This window comes from Polyangium spumosum, assembly GCF_009649845.1.
GTDB lineage: Bacteria > Myxococcota_A > Polyangia > Polyangiales > Polyangiaceae > Polyangium > Polyangium spumosum.
This window is the reverse complement of record NZ_WJIE01000004.1, coordinates 632,771-658,638: the sequence shown is the minus strand read 5'-3', so window position 1 is coordinate 658,638 and position 25,868 is coordinate 632,771. Positions and strand designations below refer to the sequence as shown.

Here is a 25,868-nt window from a genome sequence, read left to right as displayed (position 1 = left end):
CGCGGTCGGTCTTCGGTAGAAGACTCTACCAGGGCGCCCCGTCGTTTCGGACCTTTCCTGACGTATCAGCCACGAGGAAGACTCGAATTTGCCAAAAATTCGTCTCCACGTGCAATTTCTTGAGGTCCAACCCAAAAAAGCGCTTGCAAGAGCGTCAAAAGCAACCCGCCCAAGGAAGGGAGCGCGCAAAACGGCGAGCGAGCCCGGCCGACGAGGTGGACCCCCGCCGGGCAGGCTCGCGAGACGTCGAGGGCAGGCTCAGGAGAGACAGCGGCCCGCGTCGAGCGCGTCGGCCGGGGCGCTCGGCACGCTCGGGGCTTCTTCCGAGGCGGGCGCGGGTGTCTCCTCGGCGCTGTCTTGCGGGCCCTCGGCCTCTTGCGCCTCGGGGGCCTCGTGGCTGCCCACGTGCTCGCCGTACGCCTGGAGCTTCGAGTAGAGGCCACGCCGGCTGATCCCGAGCACGCGCGCCGCCCGCTGCTTGTTGCCGCGCACGGCCTCGAGCGTCAGCAGGATCAACTTGCGCTCGGCGTCGGCGAGGCGCGTGCCCACGGGCAAACGCAGGACGAGCGGGTGCTCGCCGCGCTCGCCGCCTTCCCGCGCCTCGAGGTCGTGCGGCGACGAGGGCGCCGTCGCGCGGATCGGCGGCTGGGCGAACGACGGGGACACGGACGTCGGCGGCGGCTCGACGAGCGAAGGCGGCGGCTCGCGCCCCTCGGCCTCGGCGAGCGCCGGCGGCGGCGTGGTCGTGATCGGCGCGGGCGGCGTGGGATGCTCCGGCTCCGGGTGCGGCTGGCTCGGCTGCACCTGGAGGTCGTGGTGCGAGCGACGGCCCGTGCGCCGCTCGATGCGGCCCTGGCCGATCTGGACCTCCTCCGGCGCGACGATCTCGCCCGCGGCGAACAGCGCCGTCTGCTCGACGACGTTGCGAAGCTCGCGCACGTTGCCCGGCCAGTCGTGCACGTAGAGCCGCTGGATCGCGCCCTCCGAGAAGCGACGCGCGGGCGTGCCGTACCGCTTCGCGAACTTCACGAGGAAGCGCTCGGCGATCGGCAGGATGTCCTCCACGCGCTCGCGCAGCGGGGGCAGCGTGATCGTGAAGACGTTGAGGCGGTAGTAGAGATCCTCGCGGAAGACGTTGTCGTCCACCAGATCGAGCAGGTCCTTGTTCGTCGCGGCGACGATGCGGACGTCGGCCTCGATCTCCTTGCGGCCGCCGACGCGCGTGAAGCGGTAGGTCTCGAGGACGCGCAAGAGGCTCACTTGCACGGCGCTGTCCATCGTGCCGACCTCGTCGAGGAAGACGGTGCCGCCCGTGGCCGCCTCGAACTTGCCCTCGGCCGAGGAGAAGGCGCCGGTGAAGGAGCCCTTCTCGTGGCCGAAGAGCTCGCTGCCGATGAGCTCGCGCGGGATGGCGCCCGTGTGCACGGGGATGAACGGGCCGTTCTTGCGCGGGCTGCGGTTGTGGATCGCGCGCGCCACGAGCTCCTTGCCCGTGCCGCTCTCGCCCACGATCAAGACCGGCGCCATCGTCGACGCGACCCGGTCGATCCGGGCGAAGACCTCGCGCATGCCGCGCGATCCGCCCACCATGCCCTCGAACACGAGCGGCCCGGCCGTCGCGTCGTCGTCCTCGCCCTCGGCCTCGCGGACGTTGTCCGAGGACAGGAGCTCACGCACGAGCGACACGAGCCGCGCGGGATCGAGCGGCTTCTGCAGATAGTCGGCCGCGCCCAGCTTGAGCGCGTCGACCGCGCTCGAGACCGAGCCCGACCCCGTGACGACCACGACGGCGGGCGCGGGCGTGGTCGTCTTGTGCGCCTCGTCGTCCGTCGGAGGCGTGAGCCGACGCATGAGATCCATGCCGGTCATCCCGGGGAGGTTCAGATCGGTCACGAGCACGTCCGCGGGCGTCCGGTGCTGGATCTCGAGGGCCTGCTCGCCGCTCGAAGCGACGAGGACGTCCAGCCCCTCGTGCCGCAGCACGGCCTCCAAGATCGCAGCCTGATCCGGCTCGTCCTCGACGAGCAGGACCCGCCCCGTATGGTGCCCGGCCGCCCGGTGCGCGCGGAGCATCGATCCCCTCGCATGCACTGAAGCGCTCGCTCCCAAGCTTTTCCTCCCCGGAGGTTTTCCGCGTGATCTACGCGGCGCCTCCACGCTTTCGGTGAAGGAACTCTAGCGAAGAGGTTCGCTCACGCCACCCGCCGGGATCAATTCAGGATCCCCCTCGTTCGGGTGTCACGATCTCCGGAGGGCCGTGTCGGGTACGGCCTGGACGCTCGTACGGAATGCATCAGGGCGCCCGCGTGCCGGGCGTCGATTTGCGACGGTAGATGCACCAGGCGAAGCCCGCGTCGAGCGGCACGCGGCCCGCGATCTCGTAGGCCGGGAGGAAGCGCCGATCGCGGTAGATCACCTGCGATCCCGGGACAGACGGGTGCTTGCAGTCGATGTTCGAGGAGATGATCAGAACGTAGGGCGGGCGTTTGTCGAAGAGCCGATCGGTGAAGCCCGGGCCGAGCTTGCGCGTGTAGCCGCCCTCGAGCTTGCTGATGACCGGATCGACGAGGCCGAGCAGATCGAGGATGGGGTAGTCCGTCGCGTACCCGACGTACCCGATGTCGCCGATCGCGATCTCGCCGGGCTGCCCGTTCTCGAGCAGCCACTTCGTGGTGCCGCCCGCGGCCATCTTCCAGAACCGCTCCTCCTTCTCGACGATCTGGCGCTGCGCGACGTGCATGTTCCCGATCCGCAAGGAGAAGGCGACCGTCAGGAAGGCGGCGAGCGCGACGTTCGCGGCCTGGCTCCTGCGGTCGACGATCACGCGCGCCGAGACGCAGACGAGCAGGAAGGCGAAGGGCTCGAACGGCGCCATGAAGCGATAAAACGGCATCCAGTCGCCGCCGACGGCGATCACGTAGCCGAGCACGAAGAGCGCGATCGCGGAGACGGCGAGCAGGTCACGGCGCCGCGCGACCAGGCCGATCGCGATGGCGAAGATCCCGAGGTAGAGCACCGGCCCCGCGTGAAACACGTAGTCCCTGACGTACGCGCTGCCCCCGTCGAGCTGCGCCGACCAGTTGCCCGTCTTGGCCGAGAACGTGTTCGGCACGAACGTACCGTAGTAGGCGCGCCGGAAGGCGAGGTGCGCGCCGACGGGCAGGACGAACGCCGCGCCGCGCAAGAGGTTCTGCTTGCCGAAGAAGCCACCCGGCGCGCGCAGGACGTGCAAGAGGCCGTTCTTCGTGCCGAACGTCTCGCGCCCGAAGAGCAGGACGAGCATCAGCAACCCGACGAAGGCAGGCGCCTCGGGCCGCGTGATGCCCGCGAGGCCAAAGACCAGGCCCGACCAGGGCAGCGCTCTCGTCGACCCCGGCTCGATCTCGCGGAGGAAGAGCCACGTACCCGCGAGCAGGAGGAAGACGAAAAACGCGGTTTCGAGGCCGAAGACGGCGTACCCCGAGAAGACGACGGTCGTCGCGGCGAGCCAGGTCGCGAGGCAAGGCGCCGCCGCGAGCGGTCGGAGCCGATCGGAGAGGCGGTACATCATGACGAGCGCGCCGAGCGCGGAGCCCGCGCCGAGGACCTTCGCCGTGACGTCGGGATCGAGGCCGATCTTGATCGCGCCCGCGAGGATCACGGTCCAGAGGAAGTTCGTGTAGCCCTCGATGCGCTCGCCGGCGTTGTAGACGAGGCCGAGCCCCCGCGCGAGGTTCCGGGCGTATCGATAGGAGATGTACGCGTCGTCGATGGTGAACGACAGGACGCGCCCCGCGTTCACGAGCAGCACGACCGCCGGAAGCACGAGGCCGAGCACGAGGTGCACGGGCCGCGGCAGAGGCGCACCCGCGAGCCAGTCGCGCAGCGTCTCGGCGGGCGGGCGTCTCCAGGGCGGATCGGCGGCGTCGGGATCGGGCTCGCCGCGATCGTCGTCGGCGTCCGCTTCTTCCGCTTCGGCTTCCGCGTCCGCGTCGCTGTCTCGTTCCTGGCCCTCGGGCGTCCTCTTCACGAAACGGCCATAACATCGCAGGCCCCGGGGTTGGCAAGCGTCGCCGCGCTTTCCGCCACGACAAAGGCCGGGTATGGGCCGCTCCGCGATGTCGACCCGCCCTCCCGCCGCTCCGCCGAGCGCGCTCGTCTCCCTCCGCGCTTGGCTCGGCGGCGCGCTTTCCTCCCTCCGCGCTTGGCTCGGCGGCGCGCCGCTCTCTTCACGCGCGCACCTCGTGCTCGGGCTCGTCTTGCCGATGATGCTCGTCGCCACGAACGCCTACCGCGTCGCGAGCTTCACGATCGACGACGCGTACATTTCCTTCCGCTACGCCCGGAACTTCGCGGAGGGCCACGGCCTCGTCTACAACCTCGGCGAGCGCGTCGAGGGCTACACGAACTTCCTCTGGACCGTGCTGCTCGGCGTCTTCGCGGCGCTCGGCGCGCGCCCCGAGATGACGGCGAAGGTCCTCGGCGTCGTCTGCGCGTGCGCCGCGCTCGTCCCCCTCTACCGCATCGCGAAGAGGCTCGCGCCGCTCGGATGGGCGCCGTGCCTCGCCACCTGGCTCTTCGCCTCGAGCTTCCTCCAGACGGGGTACGCCGTCTTCGGCCTGGAGTCGCCGCTCTTCGTCCTGCTCGTCCTGCTCGGCACCGACCGTTTCCTCGTCGAGGAGCACGACGACGCCGAAGTCTTCCCCTGGTCCGGCCCGCTCTTCGCGCTCGCTGCCCTCACCCGCCCCGAGGCGCCGCTCTTCTTGCTCCTGCTCTACGTCTGGCATCCGGACAGGCCCTTCTCCCGCCGCAGCCTCCTCCGCCTCGCCACCTTCGCCCTGCCCGTGATCGCGCACCTCGCCTTCCGGCGCGCCTACTACGGCGGCTTCTTCCCCAACACGCTCACCGCCAAGACCGGCAACCTCGAGCAGCAGTGGAACGGCGGCGTCGACTACCTGCGCCGCTACGTCGTGCACGCCGGCCCCGCGCTCTGGCTCGGGATCGCCGCCGTCGCGATCGCCTTCGTCCGCAAGCGGCGTGAGGGCCTCGCGATCGCTTCCATCGCCCTCACCTTCGGCCTCTACGTGGTCCTCGTCGGTGGCGACTGGATGCCCTACTACCGCTTCCTCGCGCCCGCCGAGCCCTTCGCCTTCCTGCTCGTCGACGCCGCCGCGCGCACGATCGCCGAGCGACGCGAGCGCGCCGCGGCGGTCGCGATCGCGCTCTTCATGGTCCTCGTCGCCTTCACCCGCGTCGGCTCGCTCCGCCAGGCGCAACGCGACATCCTCGACAAGGACAAGGCCTTCTGGGACGACGCCGCGGGCCGCACCGCCGCGTGGCTCTCCGGGCACGACAAACCCGGCCCCGTGGCCATCGCCGACATCGGCTACGTCGGCTACGCGACGAACTTCCCCATCGTCGACATGCTCGGCCTGCTCGCGCCCGAGATCGCGCGCCTCCCGGGCGGCTACACGAACAAGACGGGCGCGGGTTACGCCGCCGCGATCTTCGCGCGCGCCCCGCGCTACGCCGTGATCATCTCCTCGAGCGTCGACTGCAAGAACCCCACGGTCCCCTCCTCGCGCGTGCTCCACGGTCACCCGAAGTTCCGCGCCGAGTTCGCCGTGGCCGAGACGATCCGCCTGCGCGGCGGCGGGGCCTGGTGCATCTACGAAAAAAAAAGCGGCGCCGAAACCCGTCCGGCGCCGCGCTGATCTTCGAACCCGTCCGTTCGCTCAGGGCTTCTTCTTGTCGCCGGCCTTCTTCTTGGCGGCGACCTTCTTCTTGAGCGTGCCCTTCTTCTTCTTCTTGCTCTCGCCTGCCTTCGCGACCTTCTTCTTCGCGTCGGTGCCGAGCGCGATGTCGAGCCGGTTCCCCTTCGCCTTCGCGAGATAGGCCGGCACGCCGTCCTTGAACTGCAGGCTGATCTCCGCGCCGGCGGCGGTGTTCACCACGTTGATCGCGGCGATGCGCTTGTCCTTCCGGGCGAGCTCCGTCGCCGACGAGAGCGCGCGCCGCCCCGGCAGCGAGACCGTGAAGCCCATCGCGCCCGACGCGCCGTTCACCGTCTCGATCGGCCCGTCCACCTTCAGCCGCAGCATGATCGGGCTCCGCACCGTGCCCTTGCCGAACTGCTTGCCGTCGCCTTGGGTCTCCGTCGCTTCGGCGTCGTCCTCGCCTTCCCCTTCGTCTCCCGCTGCGGCGAGCTGGGCGCCTCCCTCGGGCGGCGCCTCTGCGACCGTTCCATCGGGCTCGGTCGGCATCGCTGGCACCGGCTCCGTCGTCGAGAGCGGCGTCGCCCCGAAGAGCGGCACGTTCACGCTCGGCACGGCGTTCGGATCTCCGGCCGCCGTGTTCGCGACCGTAGGCGCGGGCAGCGCTGCCGTCGCTGCGGCCGCGTTCGCCTCGGTCCCTTGCGGCGCCGCGTCCGGCGAACGCCACGCGCCGATCAGCCGGATCGCGCCCACCAGCACGAGCACCGACGCGAGCCCGAGCGCGCTTCCCATGAGCGCGGCCTTCGTGCTCGAGCGCGGCTTCTGCGTGGCCTCGGTCGTCTCGACCTCCTCCTTGTCGCGCACGAGCCTCTTGCCTGCTGCGCGGAGCGCGCCCGTCGGCGGCGCGGCCGTCGTCCTTCGTGTCGCGCGAGCTTCCTCCGGCTCGGCCGCCTCCGCCCCGCGCCGCTTCCGGATCGACGCGAAGAGCCCCGACATCGCGCCCTTCGCCTTCGTCCCGAGCCCGGCGGCTGCCGGCCCGATGGCGCCGAACGCGGCCTTCGTCGCGCCCTTCGCCTTCTCGGTCGCCCCGCGCAGCGCCGCGGAGAAATCCTTCTTCGCGCCGCCCACCGCCGGCGAGTCCAGCGACGGATCGTTCGCCTCGCTCACGTCCTCGTCCTCCGCCTTCGCCTCCTCGCGCAGCGCGGCCGACGCTTCCGACGCGCTCGGCCGCGTGACGGGCGGCATCGATCGCGACTCCTTCTTCTGCCCGCTCGCGAGCGACGGCGCCGGCGGCGACGACGGCTCCTCTGCGCGCGCCTCCTTCGCCTCGCCTCCGCTCGGGCTGATCTCGGTCTTCCCGACCGCGCCCACGCCCGGCGTCGTGCGCTTGATCAGCGCGCCGAGCGCGAGGGACGAGCTCTCCTTGCCCGTCTCCTTGCTCGTCTCCTTCTCGGGCGCCTTCGCCGGGGCGGCGACCTTCTTCGACTCCTTCGCCTCGCCGAAGCGCAGCGACACCACGAGCTGCGGCACCTTCGTCGACGGGTCGACCTCCACCTTCACGGCGTCGACCGTCGCGGCGCGTTTGTCGCCGTGGTCCATGTCTTCGAGCTCGAGCGAGCGGCCCACCTTGAGGAACTCCAGGTTCGAGCCCACCAGCACCTCGCCGCCCGTCGCTTCCCGCACCCGCGCCTTCATGGGCGAGCCGAGCCCCTCGATGTGCAGCCGCACGCGTGTCCCGGGGATCCCCATCGCGCCGACGCCCGCGCTCGCTTCGTCCGGGCCGCCGAGCTCCTGGCACAGGCTGCGCAGCGTCGCCTCCGCGTCCGGGCTGTCGAAGCTCACGAAGCGCAGGCCGAACTCGCCGCCGCGGGGCGCCTCGCGTCGCCAGATCACCTCACCGTCGGCGACGACCTCGCCGGCGTCTCCTTCGAACCGGCAGACGAGCTTGTCGCCGATCTGCGGGAGGTAGGCCGTGCGCAGGCGCATGCCTTCGGGCGAGACGTCGATCGACTCGGCTTCGAAGCCGCCGCTCCCCTTGGCCTCGCCCACGGCCACCAGCGCCTCGAAGTGAACCCGGTGGTGGCCCGCGCGCCTCTCCGGCGTCCCGCTGGTGGCCGTCGTGTTCGTCGCCGAGTCTTCTGCGCCTCGCATGCTCATGACAATCCTCCAGGGTAGGGACTGGACAGACCCCGTCCCCGCCGCGCCCCCGCGGCTCTCTCGCTTTCGCCCCGACTAAGGCACCTCGAAGAAGAGGGCCAAGTTTGGTGGCGGAGCGTTGACCGGGAAGAAACGGCCCCCGCGCCGGTTGTCGGGAGGAGCGGACGACGCCGACGCCATGGGAAGGGCGCGGGGGTCCGGTCCAGGCTCCGTCATCGCGGACATTTTTCCGTGATCGCGCCGTGAAGCCCTGGACAGTTCCGCTACGGAACCTTATATCATCCGCTATAGCGGACAATCGGCCACCGGCGGCGCTTTGAGCGCGCGCGGGGTGCGCCGTCACGGAGGCCCCATGCGTATTGGATGGATTGGGGGAGTCGAGCGATACGAGGTGCAGCTCGAGCGGCTGGCGAAGGCGGCCGGTCACGAGCTCGAGTATCACCGCGGCGACGTCCGAGGCCGCGGCGCGCAGACGCTCGAGGGGCTCGTGGAGCGTTGCCAGCTCATCGTGATCGTGACCGAGACGAACAGCCACGGCGCCGTCCAGCTCGCGCGCAAGCTCGCGCGTCAGCGTGGCCGCGGGACACTTTTGCTGCGCAAGAGCGGCATCGCCCGCTTCGGGCGCCTGCTCGAGGCCATCGACCAGGCGACGGCGCAGGGCTTCTTCCGGGCCGACGGCTCGATGCGCACGGGTTACGAGGCGGCGCTGCTCGGGGCTTGAGGATCGACGCCTGCGATCCGCCCGAAACGTGACAAGCTTGCCGTGTGAGTGACGAGCCCGATCCGCCCGAGGCGCCGCCAAAGCCGAGCGAAGCGCTGGAGACGAAGGCCGAGGACGTGGTGATGATCCACAGCCCCATGACCGACGGGGAGGGGTATCACGTGCTCCGCCTTCGCGAGGGCAACGTGGAGCTCGGCGCGATCCGCAACATGCGCGAAGGCGCGCCGGTGCACGGCGACGTGGTGAAGCTGTCGCCGCGCAAGGAGCACGAGCGTCTCTACGACGTGGAGGTGCTCGTGAAGAGCCCGAAGGCCCCGGAGCCCGCGCGCACCGGGCCGGCGCAGGTGGCGACGGACGCGTACAGGGCGAACTGGGAGGCGATTTTTGGGGCGGGGCGCGCGAAGGGCGACGGCGGGTCGCTGAACTGACGGGGGTCGACTTCAAGCGTTGAAGCGGGCGCCTCGGGGATCGAGCGCTTGCAAAACAAGCGTTGAAGTGCGCGGGGGGCCCGACGGGGTCGACGACTGCAAGCGTTGAAGCGCGCCGCTCGGCGGGCGAGTCGTCGTTTCAACACTTGAAGTCGGCGCCTGGGCGGACGGGGGCGCGTTTCAAGCGTTGAGACGAGTCTTGCGGCGGGGGCGTGGCGTCAGCCCTCGGATGCGGGGGCCTCGTTGCCGGCGGGCAGGGCGTCGCTGACGCCGCCGGCGCGGTGCACCTCGGCGAGGTCGTCGAAGATGAGCGGGAGCAGCTCGGGCTTGCCGAGGTGCGCGAGCATTCCGCGGACGAGGTGTTTGTTGGCGGTGTACACGTCGAGCCACGCCTCGCGCGCGGCGGAGACCTCGGGACCGACCTCGACCTTCTCGACACGCGCGGCGCGTTGTTGCTTCTCGAGGTGGCCGAGCTTCAGGTGCACCTCGGCGATCTCGGCGTACCAGTGGTCGGCGTCGCGGATCTTGGCCTTGTGTTTGCCGAACTCGTCGAGGATGTGGCCGAAGGCGGCGGTGAGCTTGGTGAGCCTGCGGCGAGCGATGACGCTCGGGGGATCGTTCCGGAAGAAGACCTTGGGATCGACGGGTCGGCCCTTGAGGGAGTCGAGGTGGGCGCCGAAGCGAACGATGGTGTCGCGCGCGTCTTCGAGGACGGCGGCGCTGTCGAGGAGAGGCGCGGGCTTGGGTTGTTTGTCGAGGACGTCGCTCATCGCCTGATCGGCGGTGAGTTGTTTTCCGATCATCCAGTCGACGAGGTCGTCGAAGACGGGGTTTTTCCCGAGGAGCACGGCCGCCATCTGCTCCCGCGCGAACTTGCCGTAGGGCTTGGTTTCGTAGGGATCGATGTACGGGTCGGCCATGGGGGAGGCTCCTTTTGGGGGGGGTGGATCGGGCGGGCGGAACGATGGCAGAGACGCGGGCTGCCTTGCAAGGGCTTCGTTTTTCCACGTCGCAGGCGCGGGCGAGCGCGGTAGAGTCCGGGGCGAGGCGAGCGCGCAGAGGACGTCATGCTGAGCTGGTTCGAGGTCGAGAACTTCAAGTCCATCAAGAAGCTCCGTCTCGAGCTGTCGCCGCTCATGGTGTTCGTGGGGCCGAACGGGGCCGGGAAGACGAACATTCTGCAGGCGCTGGCGTTGTTTTTGGACATGCTGGCCGCCAGGTCCACAGAGCCGATCGATCTGTACGGAGGCTACGAGCAGCTCGTCCGACGGGGAAAAAGGCCCGCGCAAAGCATGCGGTTTGCGGTCGAAATGCCGTTCTCGTCTGGAAAGACGCGGTTCGGCTTGCGCGTGGATCTGACGCTGAAGCACGCGGGCGATCATCGCGAGGTGCGCGTCAGCCATGAGGAAATGCAGATCCAGCAGGCCGCTCTCCGCCCGTTTCGAGCCGTGTGGTCCGAGGGGACTCCCACGGATCTCGATGCTGGGGAAATTCTGAACCACGAGACACGGAACTGGCTTTCGTCTTTCCATCATGTCGCCTCGGAGCCTCGGCTCTTGGCCTCTCCTTGGCTGTTGCAGTGGGCGCTCTCCTACCGGCCTCCGAGGGCCGCTCGTATCCGGCTCGATGCCTCTGCTCTGCGGGCCGAGTCGAACGTCGGCGGTGCGCGCCGCCGCGCTCCTTTGCTCCATTCGACAGGCGAGGGGTTGCCGCTTGCCCTCGAGCGGATACGGCCCCGCGGCAAGGCGCCGACCAAGGCATTCCAGCGTGTCCTCACCGGGCTCCAGGCCGTCTACCCTCGTATCGAAGACGTCTCGACGATCCACTACCAACCCGGCCGTATCGCGCTCTCTTTCAAAGAACGAGGGATCGAAGGAGAGCTCTCCGAAGCCAACGTGTCCGACGGTGTCATCCACGCGCTTGCGTTGCTCGTGGCGCTCGAAGGCAATGAGCGAAACGTGCTTGCCATCGAGGAACCGGAGAACGCGCTCCACCCGTGGGCGCTTCAGCAAATCCTCGACCGCGCGCAGGATCGACTGCCGTTCGCTGAGCCCCTCCTCATCTCCACACACTCGCCCGTCGTCGTCGACTCCGTGCGGGATCCCGCCTCGCTCTACATCGTGGAGAACCACGACAAGCACGGCACGATCGTGACCCCTGCCCTCGAAAAAGAGCGCGCCCTCCGGACCATCCTCGCCAACAGCGGACAGAAGCTCGGCGACGTGTGGCTCGATGGAACCCTCGGCGGCGTGCCGGACGCAGCGGAATGAGCCGAGCGCGCGCGGATGGTCCGAAGGCCCTCTCCACGATCGGCCTCATCGTCGAGGGCGAGACCGAGTTCCACGCGCTCGCCGAGCTGCCCCGCCTGATCCCCGGCTGCCCTCCGCTCAAACCGACAAACCTGCATGGCGTCGGCTCGCACATGACGCCCACCGCCATCGCCAAGATGGTCGCGCCCAAGGTCATCGGGCACATCGTCGCGGGGCGCACCCGCGTCGTCATCTGCATCGATCGCGAGAGCCGGCAGGACTGCACGGGCCAGTTTGCGCAAACCGTCCATCACGAGCTCTCCAAGGAACTCTGCGCGAAGGGCTACGCCCATCACGAGGCGTACGTCGTCATCGCCGATCGAACCTTCGAAGCCTGGCTCCTCGCGGACGCACGGGGACTGCACCAGCGGCGCGTCTTCAAGACGGCCCCCAAGTTCCACTCCTTCGAAGGAAACATGGGCGAACAAGGCCGCAGGGGCGTCCTGGAGCTCACCCGCTTGCTCGGCCGCGAGTACGACAAGATCCGCGACGGGAAGGACCTCTTCACGAAGCTGAACTTCCCCGACGCCCGCAAGTGCAAACCCGGGCAGCACGGCTCCCGCAGCCTCGACAAGCTCCTCCGGACGCTGGGCGTCTGATCCCTCGCCCTGCCCTTCCCTTGCCTCCCCCTTGACCCCTCACCGCACCCCGGCTTCCCTCGCCCCGCATGGATCCCCTCGCGCCCATCGCCGGCCTCTCGCTCGAGCAATACGCCGAGCTCCGCGCCCTCTGCGCCGATCACCCCGACGACACCGACGCCTGCGCGCGCGTCGCGCAGTCGAAGGACGTCTCCCGCGAGGACTGGCTCGCCGCGCATGCGGGCTGGCTCGCGCGGCTCGAGGATCCCGCGCTCGGCGGCGCGATCGCCGCGCGGTTCGTCCCCGCGTATCAGGCCGCGCTCGGCCGCGCGAAGGGCGCCGCCCCCACGCTCACGTTCGAGGAGTACGTCGAGCTCTCTGCCCAGATCATGCACGCCGGCCTCTCGTCCACGCTCGCGCGGCAAGACCTGGATCTCTTCCGGTACCAGCAGATCGCCTTCCACTGGAACGCCGCCATGTCGCGCGACATGCAGAAGTTCGTCGCGTACGTGTGCGCCGTCGAGCAGGAGCTCTTGCGCCTCCACCGCGGCGGCGAGCGTCGCCCCATCACCACCCTCGCCACGTTGATCGGCACGCAAGCCACGGCCTTCGCAGCACCCGAGGAAGCCGCAGCCGCCGTGGCTGAGGCCGCCGCGCCCGCGCCCTCTCCCTCTCCCGCCTCCGTTCCCGCGCCCGCGCCCGCGCCCGCTCCCGCCTCCGTTCCCGCGCCCGCTCCCGCCCCGCAGCCCCAGCAGCCGAAGGGCATCGAGCAAGACGCAGCCGAGGCGGCCAAGGTCGTCGGCGGCGCGCTCAAGTCGGGCTTCGACAAGCTCGGCCACGCGCTCGATTCGTTCGGCAAGAGCCTGTCGAAGCCGGGCGTCGGCTCGGCCGTGCTCGTCGCGTGGTCGGACGGAAACAAGTACCCCGGGACGGTCGCGCAAGTCGCGCAAGGTCAGTACTTCGTCACCATGAGCAACGGCACGCAGCTCTGGGTGGCCGAGCAGTACATCTCGGCCCCGTAGCTCCCGCACGCTTCGTGCTACAGAGCGCGGGCGAACGATGCCCGCGACCGAAAAGGCAAACAGAGCCGCAGAGCTGCGCGCTCCCCTCGGCGAGATCGCCGGAATCGAAGAGCTCGAGCTCGATCGCCCGGAAGCGGCACCGGTAGAGCCCCTGCCCTCTTACGAGCTCCCGCTCGATCGCCCGATCACCACCACGCGCGACCTCGCCACGCGGATCAACGCCCACAAGGGCCCCACGATCCACGTCGTCTCCGTCGCGGGCGGCGCGACCGCCCTCGTCGTCCGCGCGCTCGCGAAGAACACGCGCCGGAAGATCATCGTGGTCACCGCGGATCTCGAGTCCGCCCGCGCCCTCCACGCCGACGCATCGTTTTTGCTCGCCGGCGTCGACGCCGAGGAGCCGGACGCGGGAAAAACCACGCTCGGCGAGGTGCTGCTCTTCCCGCCGAACGAGTCGAGCCCCTACGCCGACGTGAACCCCGATCGCCGCGGCGCCGAAGCCCGCCTCGCCGCGCTCTTCCACCTGGCCGTGGATCTGCCTTGGCGCGCGCTCGTGTGTCCCGTCTCCGCCCTCGCGCGGAAGGTCGTACCGCAGCCCGAGGTCCTCGAGCACGCCGAGCTCGTCGTCACCGAGCAGGAGATCGAGCGCGATGCCCTGATCCGCAGGCTCGCGCAGGCCGGCTACGTCCGAAGCCCGCTCGTCGAGGACCCGGGCACCTTCGCCGTGCGCGGCGCCCTGCTCGACGTCTGGCCGCCGAACGCGAGTTTCCCCGCTCGGATCGAGTTCTACGGCGACCTCGTCATGGCGATCAAATCCTTCGATCCCGAGGGACAGAAGACGATCGCCGACATCAAGGAGGTCTGGCTCCCGCAGGCGCGCGAGGCCGTGCTCACGCCCGAGAACGAGGCGCGCGCCAGAGAGCGCGTGCGCAGCGCGTGCGACGCCGTGGATCTGCCCTCGATCAAGGCGCGCGCCCTCGTGGACGACGTGACGAGCGGGCGCACGTTCTTCGGCGCGGAGGGGTTTCTCCCGGCGTACCTCGACCTCGCGCCGCTCGCCTCGTACCTGCCCGACGACGCCATCGTCGTGCTCGAAGATCCCGCGGCGATCACGCGCTCGCTCCGCGACGAGGTCGGCCGCGCCATGGCCGATCTCGCCCACAAGTCGCGCGAGGCGCACTTCCCGCTCGAAGCGTTCTACGAGACCGAAGGCGGCGTCGCCTCGTGGATCGCGGGCCGCACGCACGTCGCGCTGCACCGGACCGGCATCGCGGGCGACGCGCCGGAGCCCGCCTCGCTCGAGCGCTTCGAGGTCGCGCCCGAGGACGCGCCTTCCCTCGCGACCTTCGATCAAGGCGACCTCGAGCGCGCCATCAAGGCCGCGCGCGCCTCCCGCGGCAAGACAGGCGCGCTCGATCCGCTCGTGCGCCGCATCCTCGCCTGGCAGGAGCACGGCATGCGGGTCGTGATCGCCGCCCGCGCCGAGACCCAGGTCGAGCGCCTCGTCACGCTGCTGCGCCACCAGGGCGTCCGCGTCAAAGCCCGCCTCGGCGCCTTCGATCCCGCGCTCCTCGACGCGTCCGATCCCGAGGCCGCGCGCACCGCGCTCGTCGTGCGAGGCGCCCTCGCGCGTGGCGTCGTCGCCCCCGCGGAGCTCGTCGCGCTCGTCACGGAGGAGGAGATCTTCGGCGCCCGCGCGCATCGCCGCGCCGCGCGCGCCGGCAAGGACACGAAGGCCTCCGCGCGCCCCTTCCTCGAGGACCTGCGCAACCTCTCCGTCGGTGATTTCGTCGTCCATGCCGATCACGGCATCGGCCGCTACCAGGGCCTCGTGCACAAGCAGGTCGGCGGCATGGTCGTCGACCTCATCACGGTCGAGTACGCGGGCGGGGACAAACTCTACCTGCCCGTCTATCGCCTCAACCAGATCCAGAAGTTCCAGGGCGGCGAGGGCGCGCCGAAGCTCGACCGCCTCGGCGGGCAGACGTTCGCCAAGACGAAGGCCCGCGTCGAGAAGAGCCTGCGCAAGATGGCGGACGAGCTGCTCCGCCTCTACGCCGAGCGCAAGAGCGCCGTCGGCGAGCCGACGCCTCTGCCCGACGACGACTACGCCGCCTTCGAGGCCACCTTCCCCTTCGACGAGACGCCCGATCAGGCCCGCGCGATCGGCGAGGTCTCGTCGGATCTCGAGGCCGCGCGCCCGATGGATCGGCTCGTCTGCGGCGACGTGGGCTTCGGCAAGACCGAGGTCGCGATCCGCGCGGCCTTCCGCGTCGCGGCCTCCGGCCGCCAGGTCGCCGTCCTCTGCCCGACGACCGTGCTCGCGCAGCAGCACTACCTGAACTTCAAGGCCCGCATGAGCCCGTACGCGCTCGAGGTCCGGGCCATGTCGCGCTTCCAGTCGAACAAGGAGCAGGACGAGGTCACCCGGGGCCTGCGCGAGGGCAAGGTCGACGTCGTCATCGGCACACATCGTTTGCTCTCCAAGGATGTGCACTTCAAGAAGCTCGGCCTGCTCGTGGTGGACGAGGAGCAGCGCTTCGGCGTCACGCACAAGGAGCGCATCAAGGCGCTGAAGACGAACGTCGACGTCCTCACGCTCACGGCGACGCCCATCCCGCGCACGCTGCAGATGGCCGTCACGGGGCTACGCGACATGTCCATCATCACCACGCCACCCGCGGAGAGGCGCGCGATCCGGACGATCGTCACGCGTCACGACGAGAACGTCCTGCGCGAGGCCACCCTGCGCGAGCTCGGTCGCGGTGGGCAGGTGTTTTACGTGTACAACCGCGTCGAGGGCCTCTACGAGCGGGCCGCGCGGCTGCAGGAGCTCGTGCCCTCGGCGCGGATCACGGTCGCGCACGGGCAGATGAGCGAGACCGCGCTGGAGCAGGCGATGCTCGATTTCGTCGAGGGTCGCTACGACATCCTCTGCTCGACCGCGATCATCGAGAGCGGCCTCGACATCCCGCGGGCGAACACGATGATCGTCGATCGCGCCGACATGTTCGGCCTCTCGCAGCTCTACCAGCTCCGCGGCCGCGTGGGCCGCTCGAAGGAGCGCGCGTATTGTTACCTCGTCGTGCCGCCGGCGAACGCGATGACCGACGAGTCACGCTCGCGGATCGAGGCGCTCGAGCGCCACACGGAGCTCGGCTCGGGCTTCCAGATCGCCTCGCTGGACCTCGAGCTGCGCGGCTCGGGCGACATCCTCGGCGCCGAGCAGAGCGGCAACGTGGCGCAGGTCGGCTTCGAGCTCTTCTGCCAGATGCTCGACGAGGCGGTGCACGAGCTGCAAGGCGAGCCCGTCGTGCACGAGGTCGACCCCGAGCTCGCCTTCGACGCCGACGCGCTCCTGCCCGAGGAGTACGTGTCCGACGTCGGCGTGCGTCTGTCGTTCTACAAGCGGCTCGCCAGCGCTTCGAGCCCGGACGAGGTGCAGGATCTCGCGAACGAGATGGAGGATCGATTCGGCGCGCCCCCGATCGAGGCGCGGCGGCTCGTGCACCTCATGAGCCTGAAGACCGAGCTCCGGAAGCTCCGCGCCCTCGCCTGCGAGGCGACGGCGAAGGGCGTGACCTTGCACCTGCGCGACGACACGCCGCTCGATCCGGCGAAGGTGATGAAGCTCGTGCAGCCGAAGGGCTCGCCGTACAAGCTGTCGCCGGACATGCGACTGTCACGACGAAGCCGCGACACCGAGCCGTTCGCGAGCGGGCTCGAGGCGACGGACAAACTGCTCGCGGAGCTCGCAGGCTGCATGAAGGCAGAGGCGTAGCCCGCGTCAGGACGGGGCGTCCTCGTCGCCTTCGTCGTCGTCGTCGTCGAAGTCGTCGTCGTCCCAGTCGTCCTCGTCCTCGTCCTCTTCGGCGCCGTCGACCCAGTACGTCGCGGCCTCGTTCGGCGCGCGGAGGTGATGGCGCATGAAGTCGCGCGTGTCCTCGACCTGCACCCGAGGCAAGAGCTCCTCGAACAGCTCGTCCCTCCCCTCCGGCTCCCGGCACCACAAGGGATCGTGCAGCTCCCGCGTGACGCGTGGATCGGGCGAGAGAAGGCAGGCCGCGACGTGCTCCCGGTAGCTCGCGAGTGGCACCTTGACGTCGATGAGCGCGCCGCACAGCTCGGCGCGCGCGAGGTCCGGCGCTCGTTCGAGGATGCCAGGGAGCCGCGGGTCGTCCCCCGCGATCACCTCCTGCAACACGAGCACCTGCGCCGCCTCGGCCGCGGCCGCGCCGCCTCGCGCGGGTGAGCCGAGCGCGCGCGTGAGCGCTTCGAGCATCGGCGCGGGCGAGTCGCTCCGGACGAGCCCAGCGGCGATCGGGAACTGCGACGCCTCGGGCCGCTCGAGCATGGACAGGATCCACGCGTCGTCGAGGCGTTCGGCCCGCGCGAGCACGGAGGCCGCGTGGGACACCGGGCCGTACGTGGCAGGATCACCGTCATACGACGAGAGGGCGGCCATCGCGACGTCCAGCACCCCGAGCGTCTTTCGAGCCGATCCGAGGAACATCAGCCGATCGAAGAGTTCGAAGTCCCTCTGCCGGAGCGCCTCGCCCGCCGCCGCCGCGATCCGCGCGTCGAGCTCGGGGGACTCCATCCCGCGCAGGGCCATCGAAGCCCACCGCGCCGCGTCCGCGTTCGAACGCACGCCACCCCTCCGCTTCTCCGTGGGCTCCTCCGGCACCATCAGGATCGACCAGAGCCGCTCGAGGCAGTCCTCCGGCGCGCCGACGACCGAGAGCGCGTTGAGCGGCGCGATCGCGTTGTCCCACGCGGGTGACGCGAGCGCGGCGCGCGCGATGTCCCGCAGGCGCTCACGTTGCTCCGGGCCGAGCATCTCTTCCCGCGCCAAGGAGGTGAGCGCGTCGAGCCAGCCGAAGAGCACCCCGGCGACGGCCCCCGCCTCCGCGAACACCACGAGCCCCTCGAACGCGGGCGCGCCGAACCGGCGAAGCAAGAGCTTGGCCCAGCGGGCCTCGTTCAGATCGCCCCGCGTCGGGTGCTTGTAGAGCCTGCCGGTCGTGCGCAGCGTGAAGAGCAGCAACACGAGCGCCTCACGCTGCGCGGGAGAGAGACGCTCGGGCGGAGCGTCCCCCTCGGGCGCCTCGGCGAGCAGCGCGTCGACCATCGTGAAGATCGCCGGCTGCGACGCGCCGCGGAGCACGGTCAGGCACGCGAAGAAGCGCTCGCTCGGCGGACCTTCGAGCAGAGACACGGGCACCCCGGCGAGCGGCGAGGTCGGAAGCTCACTCCCGAACCGAGAGAACCAGATCTGCTTCGCGCGCTCGACGAGGTCGTGCTCGGAGGCCCCTGCCACCTGAAGGAGCCGCGGGCGCGCCAGCTCCTCCGGCAAGCGCCCGATCGCGCGGAGGGCGGCGTACCTGTCGAGGCTGCCCGGCTCGACGAGCGCGCGATCGATGCGGTGGATGGCCCGCTCCGGATATCCGGCCGCGAGCGCCTCCAGCGCCCAGTCGGAGTCGAGCCCGGGACGATCACGAAAGATGTACGCGCCGCCGCCCTCGAGGATGACCTCGAGCGGCTTCCATCCTTCGGGTGGACACGCCACCCGGAGCGCGTCGATCAGCGCCTTCTCGTAGTCGGCGATGCGCTCGTACCTGCTCATCCCGGGGTCGCCGTCGAGCGGGTGGGGCACGGCGTCCTCGAGCAGCCAGAGGACGTCCTCCTCGCGCAGCGCCCCTCCCTTCATCTGCGAGAGGATGAAGAGCGCATAATATCGAATCCGCGCGTGCCTCCCCCGGAGCGCGCGCCGCAGCGAGGGGATCGCCGCCGGGAAATCGTCGAGCGAGAGCCACCGGATCGCGAGCGCGCGCGCGGGCCAGGCGCGCGCCTCGTCGGCGACCTGGGCGAGCCGCGCGCCGAGCTCGGGATAACGTCCTCCGAGCTCCTTGTCGGCCACGGTGCGATCGAGGACAAACGCGAGGTTCTCGTCGCCGGTGCGCGCGGCCTCGACGAGGAGCTCGACCACCTCGGGGTGGCGATCCGGCACGGAAAGCCACGCGAGCTGGAACATCTCGTGACGCCGGATCGGCGCGGCCTCGACGTGACGGACGAGGAGGCGGAGCAGCCGCACGGCCTCCAGGGGATGCCGGGACATGCCGACGATCTCGAAGCCGATCCGGCACGCGAAGCGCTTCAGCCGCTTCGTGGCGGCGGCCTGCGCGGACGGCGATACGAGCGCCCATGCCTTGCGCACCTCCCTCGCGAGCTCCTCGCAGACCTCGGCCGCGTGCTCGGCGAAGCCTCGTGATGCCGTGGGGTCGACGTTCGTCGCGGCTCGGGGGTCGGCTTGCGGGGGCGGGGGCGACGGCTCGGGCGGCGGCGCCACGCGCCAGGCGAAGCGCAGAGCCAGCGCGGGATCGAGCACGTCACGCTTCGGCTTGGGTGCGTCGGACATCGTCTCTCAAGGATACAACGACTCCGGCCCCACACACGGCGCGCTCAACGTCAGCGAAAAGGAGAGCGCGTGCGCCGGGAACCCCGCGACCTCCACGAGGCCCGCGGGCTCCTCAGTTTGTCCGGGCGCGCAATGGATGCCGTCGCCGTCGCTGTCGAGCCAGCCGTAGACGACGAGCCCCTCCCCGACATCGCGCGGATGGAGCAACGTCTCGCGCACCGGCCCGACGCCGGCGATCGTGCGCCGATCGAACTCGCCGAGCGGATGCGCGAGGTCGCCTTCGCCGAACGTCCTCGCGACGTGGAATTGGAGGTGCACGGCCCCCTCGCTCGGGGCGCCCGGCGCCACGCCGACCTCGCCCTCGAGCACGACCTCGTAGAGGCGCGTCTCCTCGTTGATGCACCCCGCGAGCGAAAGCGCGAGGGCGCAGGCGAAGCCCAGGGCGGCCCGGCTCATCGATCCCCTCCGAAATGCAGGCCTGCGTGGATCCCCGGCAGCGCGATCGTCTCCGGCGCGCCGACCCAGCCGTAGTTGATGCCGATATCGAGCCCGACGGCGCGTGAAATCGCGAAGCCGAGCCCCAGCGTGGCCCACGGCGTCCACTCGTGCCGCAAAGACCAGCTCGTCTCCGTGCCCGAGGCGCGCTCGATCGTCAAGAGGTCGGGCAGGAATGCGTGGCGCGTGCCGAGCACGAGGTAAGGGACGAACCTCCGCACCGGAATGGCCAGGCGGAGCCGGAGCTCTCCATTGGGGCCGCGCCGATATTCCTCGCTGCGCTGGAAGAGCCATCCGCCGAGGAGCTCGCCCGAGAGCCGCAGGTGCCTCGCGTCCGCGATCCGCACGCCGATCCCCAGCATGGGGCGATACCGACGCCCGAGGGCCGACTCGAGCTCGCTCTGCAACGTGATGCGCTTCGACAAACCCACCTGCGCGCGCAGGAACGAGAAGGGCCAGCCGCCCTGCGCCGAGAGGACGTACGCGCCCCTCGCCGGGCTCCCGCCCACGGCGTCGAGCGCGGCGTGCTCGGGAAAGGGGGAACGCGGCTCCGCGGCGAGCGCCTGGGGTGTCCAGACCCACGCGGCGAGGACCGAGGCGACGACGAGGGTCGATTTCATTCCGCCGCCTCTGCCGGGATGGCCACGCCGAACACACGGGAGAAATTCCCCGCGAGGACGTCGGTAGCCTCCTGCTCGGTGTATCCGGCCTCCTGCATCGCGGCGACGGTTCGATCGAGGTATCCCTTGACGAACCCCGGGCTCTGCGGGCCGTCGCTGCCATAAATGATCCGGTCCACGACGCCCTCCTCGCGCATGCGCCGCATCGCCTCCTTCAGGTTCGCGCCCGTCGGATCCGAGCCCGCGGAGCCGAGCGCCGAGGGTTCGAGGAAGACGTTCGGATACGCCTTCGCGAGGCGAATGCAGGTCTCGAGCCCGACGTTGCGTTGCTCCTTGAAATCATACCCGAGGTGCCCGAGGATGAACTTCGCGCCGGAAAATTGCTGAATGGCGGGCTCGAGGTACGTCGGATCGGTGTAGGGCGCGTCCTGCGACGTGCCGGGGAACGGGCTCGTCCCGGTGTGGAGGTAGAGCGGTTTGCCCATCCGGGCCGATATCTCGTAAATCGGATAGTAGGCGGCGTCGTCCATCCGGAAATGCTGGTGGGCGTGCGCCAGCTTGATGCCGACGAACCCCGGCCGCGAGAGCGTGGATTCGAGCTGCGCGAGCTCGGCGTCGCGATCGGTCGACCACCGATCGACGCGAAGCGAGGCGAGGCCGAAGAAGCGCTCCGGCGCGACGGTGAGGGCCTCGGCGACGAGCTCGTTCGAGGCGATCCCCACGGTGCGCGGCGCATAGATGGCGAAGAGCCCCGCGCCCCAGATGCCCGCGTCGTCGATCTCCAGGAGGACATTCTCGGGCTCGAGGGATCCCTTCGCCGCCGCCTCGGCGTCGAGGCCGAGCGGGAACGGAAACCGCGAGGCGAGAAACTTCCGCGTGTCCTCGGGGACGTGATCCCAGTCGCCCGGGTGCAGGTGCAGATCGATGACCGGCAGGCGCTTGCCGTTCCAGTCGACGCCACGCGGCGGCGCGCCGCAGCCCGTGTCGAGGGACGCGAGCGCAAAAAGCCCGAGGACCGAGATCAACACGAGCGGAGTACGTCCCGCGCGAGACCGACGTAAAAACACCGCCACAATGGATTCGAGAAACCTCGTGATGTCAAGCGGGTCGCGCGTATTGCGCCGATGGTCGTGCCGGGCAACCATGAATGTGGTGAAGCGGCTGCGAACCGCGCTGCCAACCGTGAGAGCAATCACAGGTCGATCAAATACGGCGCCGCGCGAACGTCGTGTACGTTCGTGACCTTGTCGCGGCGCCGGCTTCCCTTAGAAGAGCAGCTCCAGCAAGGAACCAAATGATGAAGCGCTCCTGGTCTCTATCGAAATCATCCGTGGGTACGGTCATGCTCGTGATGGCGCTCGCCGTATCGGCTGGCGCGAGTTGCGGAGACGGAAACGAGGGCACTCCGCCGACGACGCCCGAGGTCGCCGATCTCGAGCTCCAGCAAGTCAAGCGATTTCCGGTCGGTTCGACCTACTGGCTGCCGAACCCCGCGACGGGCGGGTGGACGCTCGAGGAGGCGCCGGCCGGGAACGAAAACCAGGTCGTCGCCGGGAGCGACGGTTTTCATCGATTCACGCCCGTCCTGCCCGGGACCTACGTGTTCCGCGCCGAAACCAGCGAGCTGCGCCGCACGTTGACGGTGACGGACGACGTGCCCTACGAGCACTTCAATTATTACCAGACCCGATCCCTCGCCCAGGTGAACGACGAGCTCTGGGTCGCGAACCTGTTCGAGCCGAAGATCACGCGCGTCGATCCGGCGAGCGGCGCGGTGAAGGGCACGATCCAGTCCGGCCCGTGGCCCGTCGCCGTCGCGTTCGCGAAGGCGCAGGGCCTGGCGCTCGTCGCGCACAAGGCCGGTGATACCGTGGGGTTCGTCGACGTCGCGAAGGGCCGCCTCGTCGACGCCGTGTGGGTCGGCGACGAGCCCGCCGACGTCGTCCTCTCGCCCGACGGCGCGAAGGCGTACGTCTCGCTCAATACGGAGGGCGCGGTGGTCGTGATCGACGTGGCCCGCCGCGAGGTGATCGGGCGCGTCGCGACGAACAAGAGCTCCACGGCCATGGCGCTCAGCAAGGACGGCGCGACGCTGTATGTCGCTTCGTACCTCTCGGGGACGAGCGCGCGGCTGCAATTCCCGGTCGAGGAGCGCAACGATAAATACGATATCGCCGTCGTCGACACGAAGACGCTCGCGGTGACGAAATACATCGAGGCCGTCGGATCCACGATCGGCGGGCTCTACCTCGACGAGGACCGGCTCTACGTCGCGACGACGCGGGTCGCGCTCGAGGAGCTCTCGGGTACGCCGGGAATGACGGCCTTCCGCCATTCCGTGGCGGCCTACGATACGACGAGCCTCGCCGAGGTCGCGGCGGTCGACGTGGGCCGACAGCCGAGCTCCACGGGATTCGCGGTTCGGCCCTTCGGGATGGCCCTCGCGGGCGGCACGTTGTGGGTGTCGTTCGAGGGCAGCGACGCCGTCGTGGGCCTCGACCCGGAGACGCTCGCCGAGAAGACGCGCTTCGCCGCCGAGGGGCGGCCGCGGACGATCCTCGCGAGCGAGGACCGGCTCTTCGTCCACGGCGCGCAATCGTTCCGCGTCACGGTCGCGAGCAGCGCGGGCATGCCCGACAAGGAAATCGACCTCCCCGGCGATCCGCGGAGCGCGGGCGTCGCCGCCGGGCAATACATGTACACGGGCACCGGCGCCGGCGCGGGGGAAAACCATAGCTGCGCCGATTGCCACGTCGACGCGCTCTCGGACGGGAACGTGTGGTCCGCGGGTGGCTTCTCCGAGTCGGCGAGCCGGCCGATGTTCTGGATGGAGCGCCCCTCGATGATCGGCTGGGAGGGCGACGCCTACGACCTCTACTCGTATCTCTGGGGCAGCCCCGGGCCCACGATCGGCGCCACCGTCACGGGCGAGCTGCATCAGGCATTTTACGATTATCTCTCGGCCCTCGTCCCCCCGCCCCCGGCGAACGGGGCCACCGCGCGGGACGGGAGCATGAGCGAAGCGGCGCGCCGCGGCGAGGCGATCTTCCGCGGCAAGGCGAACTGCGCGGGCTGCCACGCCGGCCCGCTGACCACCGAAGGGCTCCGCTTGCCCGAGGGCGGCACGCAGACCACGCACCCGATCGTCGTGCCGCCGCTCGTCGGCGCGTATCGACATGGCTTCTGGCTCGTCAATGGCGCGGCCTGGACGATGGAGGAGGCCGTGGACGCCATGCTGAAGCTCTCGCTCGGCAACGTCACGGACGCCGAGAAGAAGGACCTCACGCGGTACCTCGAGGAGCTCACGGCGCGCGAGTTCTTCCTGCTCAACTCGTCGCCCCGCAATGGCGCGGTCGATGTCCGGAGCGAAGGTGATCTCCAGTTGACCTTCTCCCACCCGGTCTTCGAGGATCCGAAGAACCTCGCGTCGATCCGGCTCACGGACGAGGGCGGCGCCGAGGTGCCGATCACGGTGAAGGCCGCCGAGCGCCACGTGGCCATCACGCCCGCGGCGCCGCTCGCGTTTGGCGGGAAATACGAGATCGTCGTCGGCGCGGGGCTCGAGGCCTGGAGCGAGCGGGCGCTCGTCGCCGAGCGAAAGATCGGCTTCACGGTGGCGGCCGCGCCGAAGCTCACGCTCGAGGGTGATTACATCGTGACCGTCGATCACCCGACGCTCGATTCCATGAACAAGAAGTACGATCCCACCAAGATCATCCCCGTCGAGACGCCGGTGAAGGCGACCTCCACGCCATACGGCGCCGTGATCTCGGCGCAGGTGTCTCCGACGCTCCAGACCGACGTCGACGTGACGATCGCCGATTCGAAGTCGGTATGGCCGCCGTTCCCCTTCCGGGTGGGGCCGGGCTTCCTCAATCGGAGCTTCCCGACCACGCTCGATCTCGTGGACACGGACGGCGACGGGGTCGCGGACGAGGGCGAGAGCACGCTGTTCCTGCGCAGCCCCGGGCTCGAGGCGCTCGACGTGCGCTGGACCTTGAAGCGCCCCCCGGTCGGCCCGCCCGTGTGTGACGGCGCGACCGGCACGCACGAGCTCACGCTGGCGATGAATGGCATGGGCGGCCCGCTCGTGAGCTGGATGGCGAACGTGAACGCGCTCGGGTATTTCGTGACAGACCCGGACGCGATGACGCCAATGGGCCCCGGCCCGGTCACGGGCGGAACGACGTACTGGGCCCTCTCGGCGGCGAGCTTCCCGGCCGGGTTCGCCGGCCCGATCAGCTACGGCGAGGTGCCCGCGGGCGCGACGGACGCGAGCGCCGCCAGCGGCGCCCCGCCGGGCGGAGCGCCGTTGCCCTCGGGGAGCTGCATCAAGCTGACGGTCGTATTCAGCGACTTCACGACGTCCGTGATGCGGTACGTCGCGCCCTGACCCGCCCTACATCCTCACCATCGACGCCGCCCACGTGACGCCCGCGCCGAGCGCGCACAAAAGCACGTTTTGCCCGGGCTTCACGCGGCCATCCCGCACCGCCTCGTCGAGCGCGATCGGGATCGACCCCGCGCCCGTGTTGCCCACGTCGGCGAGGTTCTCGATGAACTTTTCACGCGAGTAGCCGAGCCGCGCGGCGATCTTGTCCACGATCCTCCGGTTCGCCTGCTGCGGGATCACCCAGTCGAGTTTGTCCGAGAGCAGGCCCGCCGCCTTCAGCGCCTCCATGCTCGTGACCTGGAGCTTCTTCACGCTGACCTGGAACAGGTCGGGCCCGTCCATCTGGATCTTGTTCCGCTTCGCCGCGAGCCGCTCGGGCGTCATCGGCTCGCCCGTGCCGCCGCCCGGGATCGAGAGCAACGAGGCCATCGCGCCGTCGGCGCCGAGGCGCATCGACAGGATCCCGCGCCCGTCGTCGCCCGCCACGCCGACCACCACCGCGCCCGCGCCGTCGCCGAAGAGCGCCGCCGTCGTCCGATCCTCGGGATCCACGCGGCGCGAGAGCATGTCCGCGCCGACCACGAGCGCCGTCCGCGTCGCGCCCGAGGCGATCGACTGCTCCGCCACGGCGAGCCCGTAGAGGAAACCCGCGTGTGAGGCGGCGAGGTCGAAGGACGGGACGAGCTCGGTGCCGAGCTTCTGCTGGACCGTGGCCGCGGTGGCCGGCATGGGGCTGTCGCCGCTCACGGTCGCGACGATGATGAGGTCGAGATCCGCAGGCGAGAGCCGGGCCGCGTCGAGCGCCGCGCGCGCCGCGGCCGTGGCCATGTCGCTCGTCGTCTCGCCTTCGGCTGCGACGTGACGGCGCTCGACGCCGACGTGCTCCTTGAGCCAGGCGTCCGAGGTGCCGACGCGCGCGGCGAGCTCGTCGTTCGTCACGACGCGGGCGGGCAGGTAGCGGCCAGTGCCGAGAATCCGGGCGCGCGGGAGGCTCGCTCTCATGGCGCGGAGGGTAACAGAAGGTTTGAGAAGCG

The 25,868-nt window shown here is 70.0% G+C and carries 17 protein-coding genes; 8 read left to right on the top strand and 9 right to left on the bottom strand.

Annotated elements, in window-relative coordinates:
- Nucleotides 1-258: 258 nt before the first annotated feature.
- Nucleotides 259-2,073, bottom strand: a complete 1,815-nt coding sequence (locus GF068_RS16615) for a sigma-54-dependent transcriptional regulator (RefSeq protein WP_153820342.1) — start codon at nt 2,071-2,073, stop codon at nt 259-261.
- Nucleotides 2,074-2,293: 220 nt separating this feature from the next.
- Entirely contained in the window at nt 2,294-4,009 is a 1,716-nt protein-coding gene (locus GF068_RS16610) for a glycosyltransferase family 39 protein (protein WP_240806946.1), read from the bottom strand.
- 88 nt (nt 4,010-4,097) lie between these two features.
- Between GF068_RS16610 and GF068_RS16605 the strand changes: the two genes are divergently transcribed.
- Nucleotides 4,098-5,693: a hypothetical protein gene (locus GF068_RS16605; protein WP_240806945.1), complete on the top strand. Its 1,596-nt coding sequence runs from the start codon at nt 4,098-4,100 to the stop codon at nt 5,691-5,693.
- Between the two features lie 21 nt (nt 5,694-5,714).
- Here the strand turns inward: GF068_RS16605 and GF068_RS16600 are convergent, their stop codons facing one another.
- Nucleotides 5,715-7,850 (bottom strand): PilZ domain-containing protein, encoded by a 2,136-nt coding sequence (locus tag GF068_RS16600; protein WP_153820340.1) that lies wholly within the window; start codon nt 7,848-7,850, stop codon nt 5,715-5,717.
- Between the two features lie 352 nt (nt 7,851-8,202).
- Here GF068_RS16600 and GF068_RS16595 point away from each other — a divergent pair, with 352 nt between their 5' ends.
- Nucleotides 8,203-8,571, top strand: coding sequence for a DUF2325 domain-containing protein (locus GF068_RS16595; protein ID WP_153820339.1), 369 nt, complete (start codon nt 8,203-8,205; stop codon nt 8,569-8,571).
- Between the two features lie 44 nt (nt 8,572-8,615).
- Nucleotides 8,616-8,999: a hypothetical protein gene (locus GF068_RS16590; protein WP_153820338.1), complete on the top strand. Its 384-nt coding sequence runs from the start codon at nt 8,616-8,618 to the stop codon at nt 8,997-8,999.
- A gap of 218 nt (nt 9,000-9,217) precedes the next feature.
- Here the strand turns inward: GF068_RS16590 and GF068_RS16585 are convergent, their stop codons facing one another.
- Complete coding sequence (locus tag GF068_RS16585) at nt 9,218-9,919, bottom strand: hypothetical protein (protein ID WP_153820337.1); 702 nt, start codon at nt 9,917-9,919, stop codon at nt 9,218-9,220.
- A 147-nt stretch (nt 9,920-10,066) separates the two neighbouring features.
- Between GF068_RS16585 and GF068_RS16580 the strand changes: the two genes are divergently transcribed.
- The 4 genes from GF068_RS16580 (at nt 10,067) to mfd (ending at nt 16,689) form a co-directional block, all read left to right on the top strand.
- The gene (locus tag GF068_RS16580; protein ID WP_153820336.1) at nt 10,067-11,269 is read left to right on the top strand and encodes an AAA family ATPase; all 1,203 of its coding nucleotides are present in this window, start codon (nt 10,067-10,069) and stop codon (nt 11,267-11,269) included.
- A complete protein-coding gene (locus GF068_RS16575; RefSeq protein ID WP_153820335.1) occupies nt 11,266-11,907 on the top strand; it encodes a DUF4276 family protein in 642 nt (213 codons plus the stop codon). Before GF068_RS16580 ends, GF068_RS16575 begins: the two co-directional genes overlap by 4 nt.
- Before the next feature lie 68 nt (nt 11,908-11,975).
- The gene (locus tag GF068_RS16570) at nt 11,976-12,908 is read left to right on the top strand and encodes a tudor domain-containing protein (RefSeq protein WP_153820334.1); all 933 of its coding nucleotides are present in this window, start codon (nt 11,976-11,978) and stop codon (nt 12,906-12,908) included.
- A 37-nt stretch (nt 12,909-12,945) separates the two neighbouring features.
- Nucleotides 12,946-16,689: a transcription-repair coupling factor gene (gene mfd / locus GF068_RS16565; RefSeq protein ID WP_153820333.1), complete on the top strand. Its 3,744-nt coding sequence runs from the start codon at nt 12,946-12,948 to the stop codon at nt 16,687-16,689.
- Nucleotides 16,690-16,695: 6 nt separating this feature from the next.
- On the opposite strand, the gene GF068_RS16560 is transcribed toward mfd, so the two are convergent.
- From GF068_RS16560 to GF068_RS16545, 4 genes are read right to left on the bottom strand one after another with little or no spacing between them, the layout of a single operon-like run.
- Nucleotides 16,696-19,326 (bottom strand): hypothetical protein, encoded by a 2,631-nt coding sequence (locus GF068_RS16560; protein ID WP_153820332.1) that lies wholly within the window; start codon nt 19,324-19,326, stop codon nt 16,696-16,698.
- Between the two features lie 6 nt (nt 19,327-19,332).
- Complete coding sequence (locus GF068_RS16555; RefSeq protein ID WP_153820331.1) at nt 19,333-19,782, bottom strand: hypothetical protein; 450 nt, start codon at nt 19,780-19,782, stop codon at nt 19,333-19,335.
- The gene (locus GF068_RS16550) at nt 19,779-20,441 is read right to left on the bottom strand and encodes a hypothetical protein (RefSeq protein WP_153820330.1); all 663 of its coding nucleotides are present in this window, start codon (nt 20,439-20,441) and stop codon (nt 19,779-19,781) included. Before GF068_RS16550 ends, GF068_RS16555 begins: the two co-directional genes overlap by 4 nt.
- Nucleotides 20,438-21,469: an amidohydrolase family protein gene (locus tag GF068_RS16545; protein ID WP_170319519.1), complete on the bottom strand. Its 1,032-nt coding sequence runs from the start codon at nt 21,467-21,469 to the stop codon at nt 20,438-20,440. The genes GF068_RS16550 and GF068_RS16545 overlap by 4 nt, the downstream gene beginning before the upstream one ends.
- A gap of 302 nt (nt 21,470-21,771) precedes the next feature.
- On the opposite strand from GF068_RS16545, the gene GF068_RS47045 reads away from it, so the two are divergent.
- Nucleotides 21,772-24,834, top strand: coding sequence for an Ig-like domain-containing protein (locus GF068_RS47045; RefSeq protein ID WP_153820328.1), 3,063 nt, complete (start codon nt 21,772-21,774; stop codon nt 24,832-24,834).
- A gap of 6 nt (nt 24,835-24,840) precedes the next feature.
- Here GF068_RS47045 and GF068_RS16535 read toward each other — a convergent pair whose 3' ends face one another.
- Nucleotides 24,841-25,836 (bottom strand): beta-ketoacyl-ACP synthase 3, encoded by a 996-nt coding sequence (locus GF068_RS16535; RefSeq protein WP_153820327.1) that lies wholly within the window; start codon nt 25,834-25,836, stop codon nt 24,841-24,843.
- Nucleotides 25,837-25,868 lie beyond the last annotated feature (32 nt).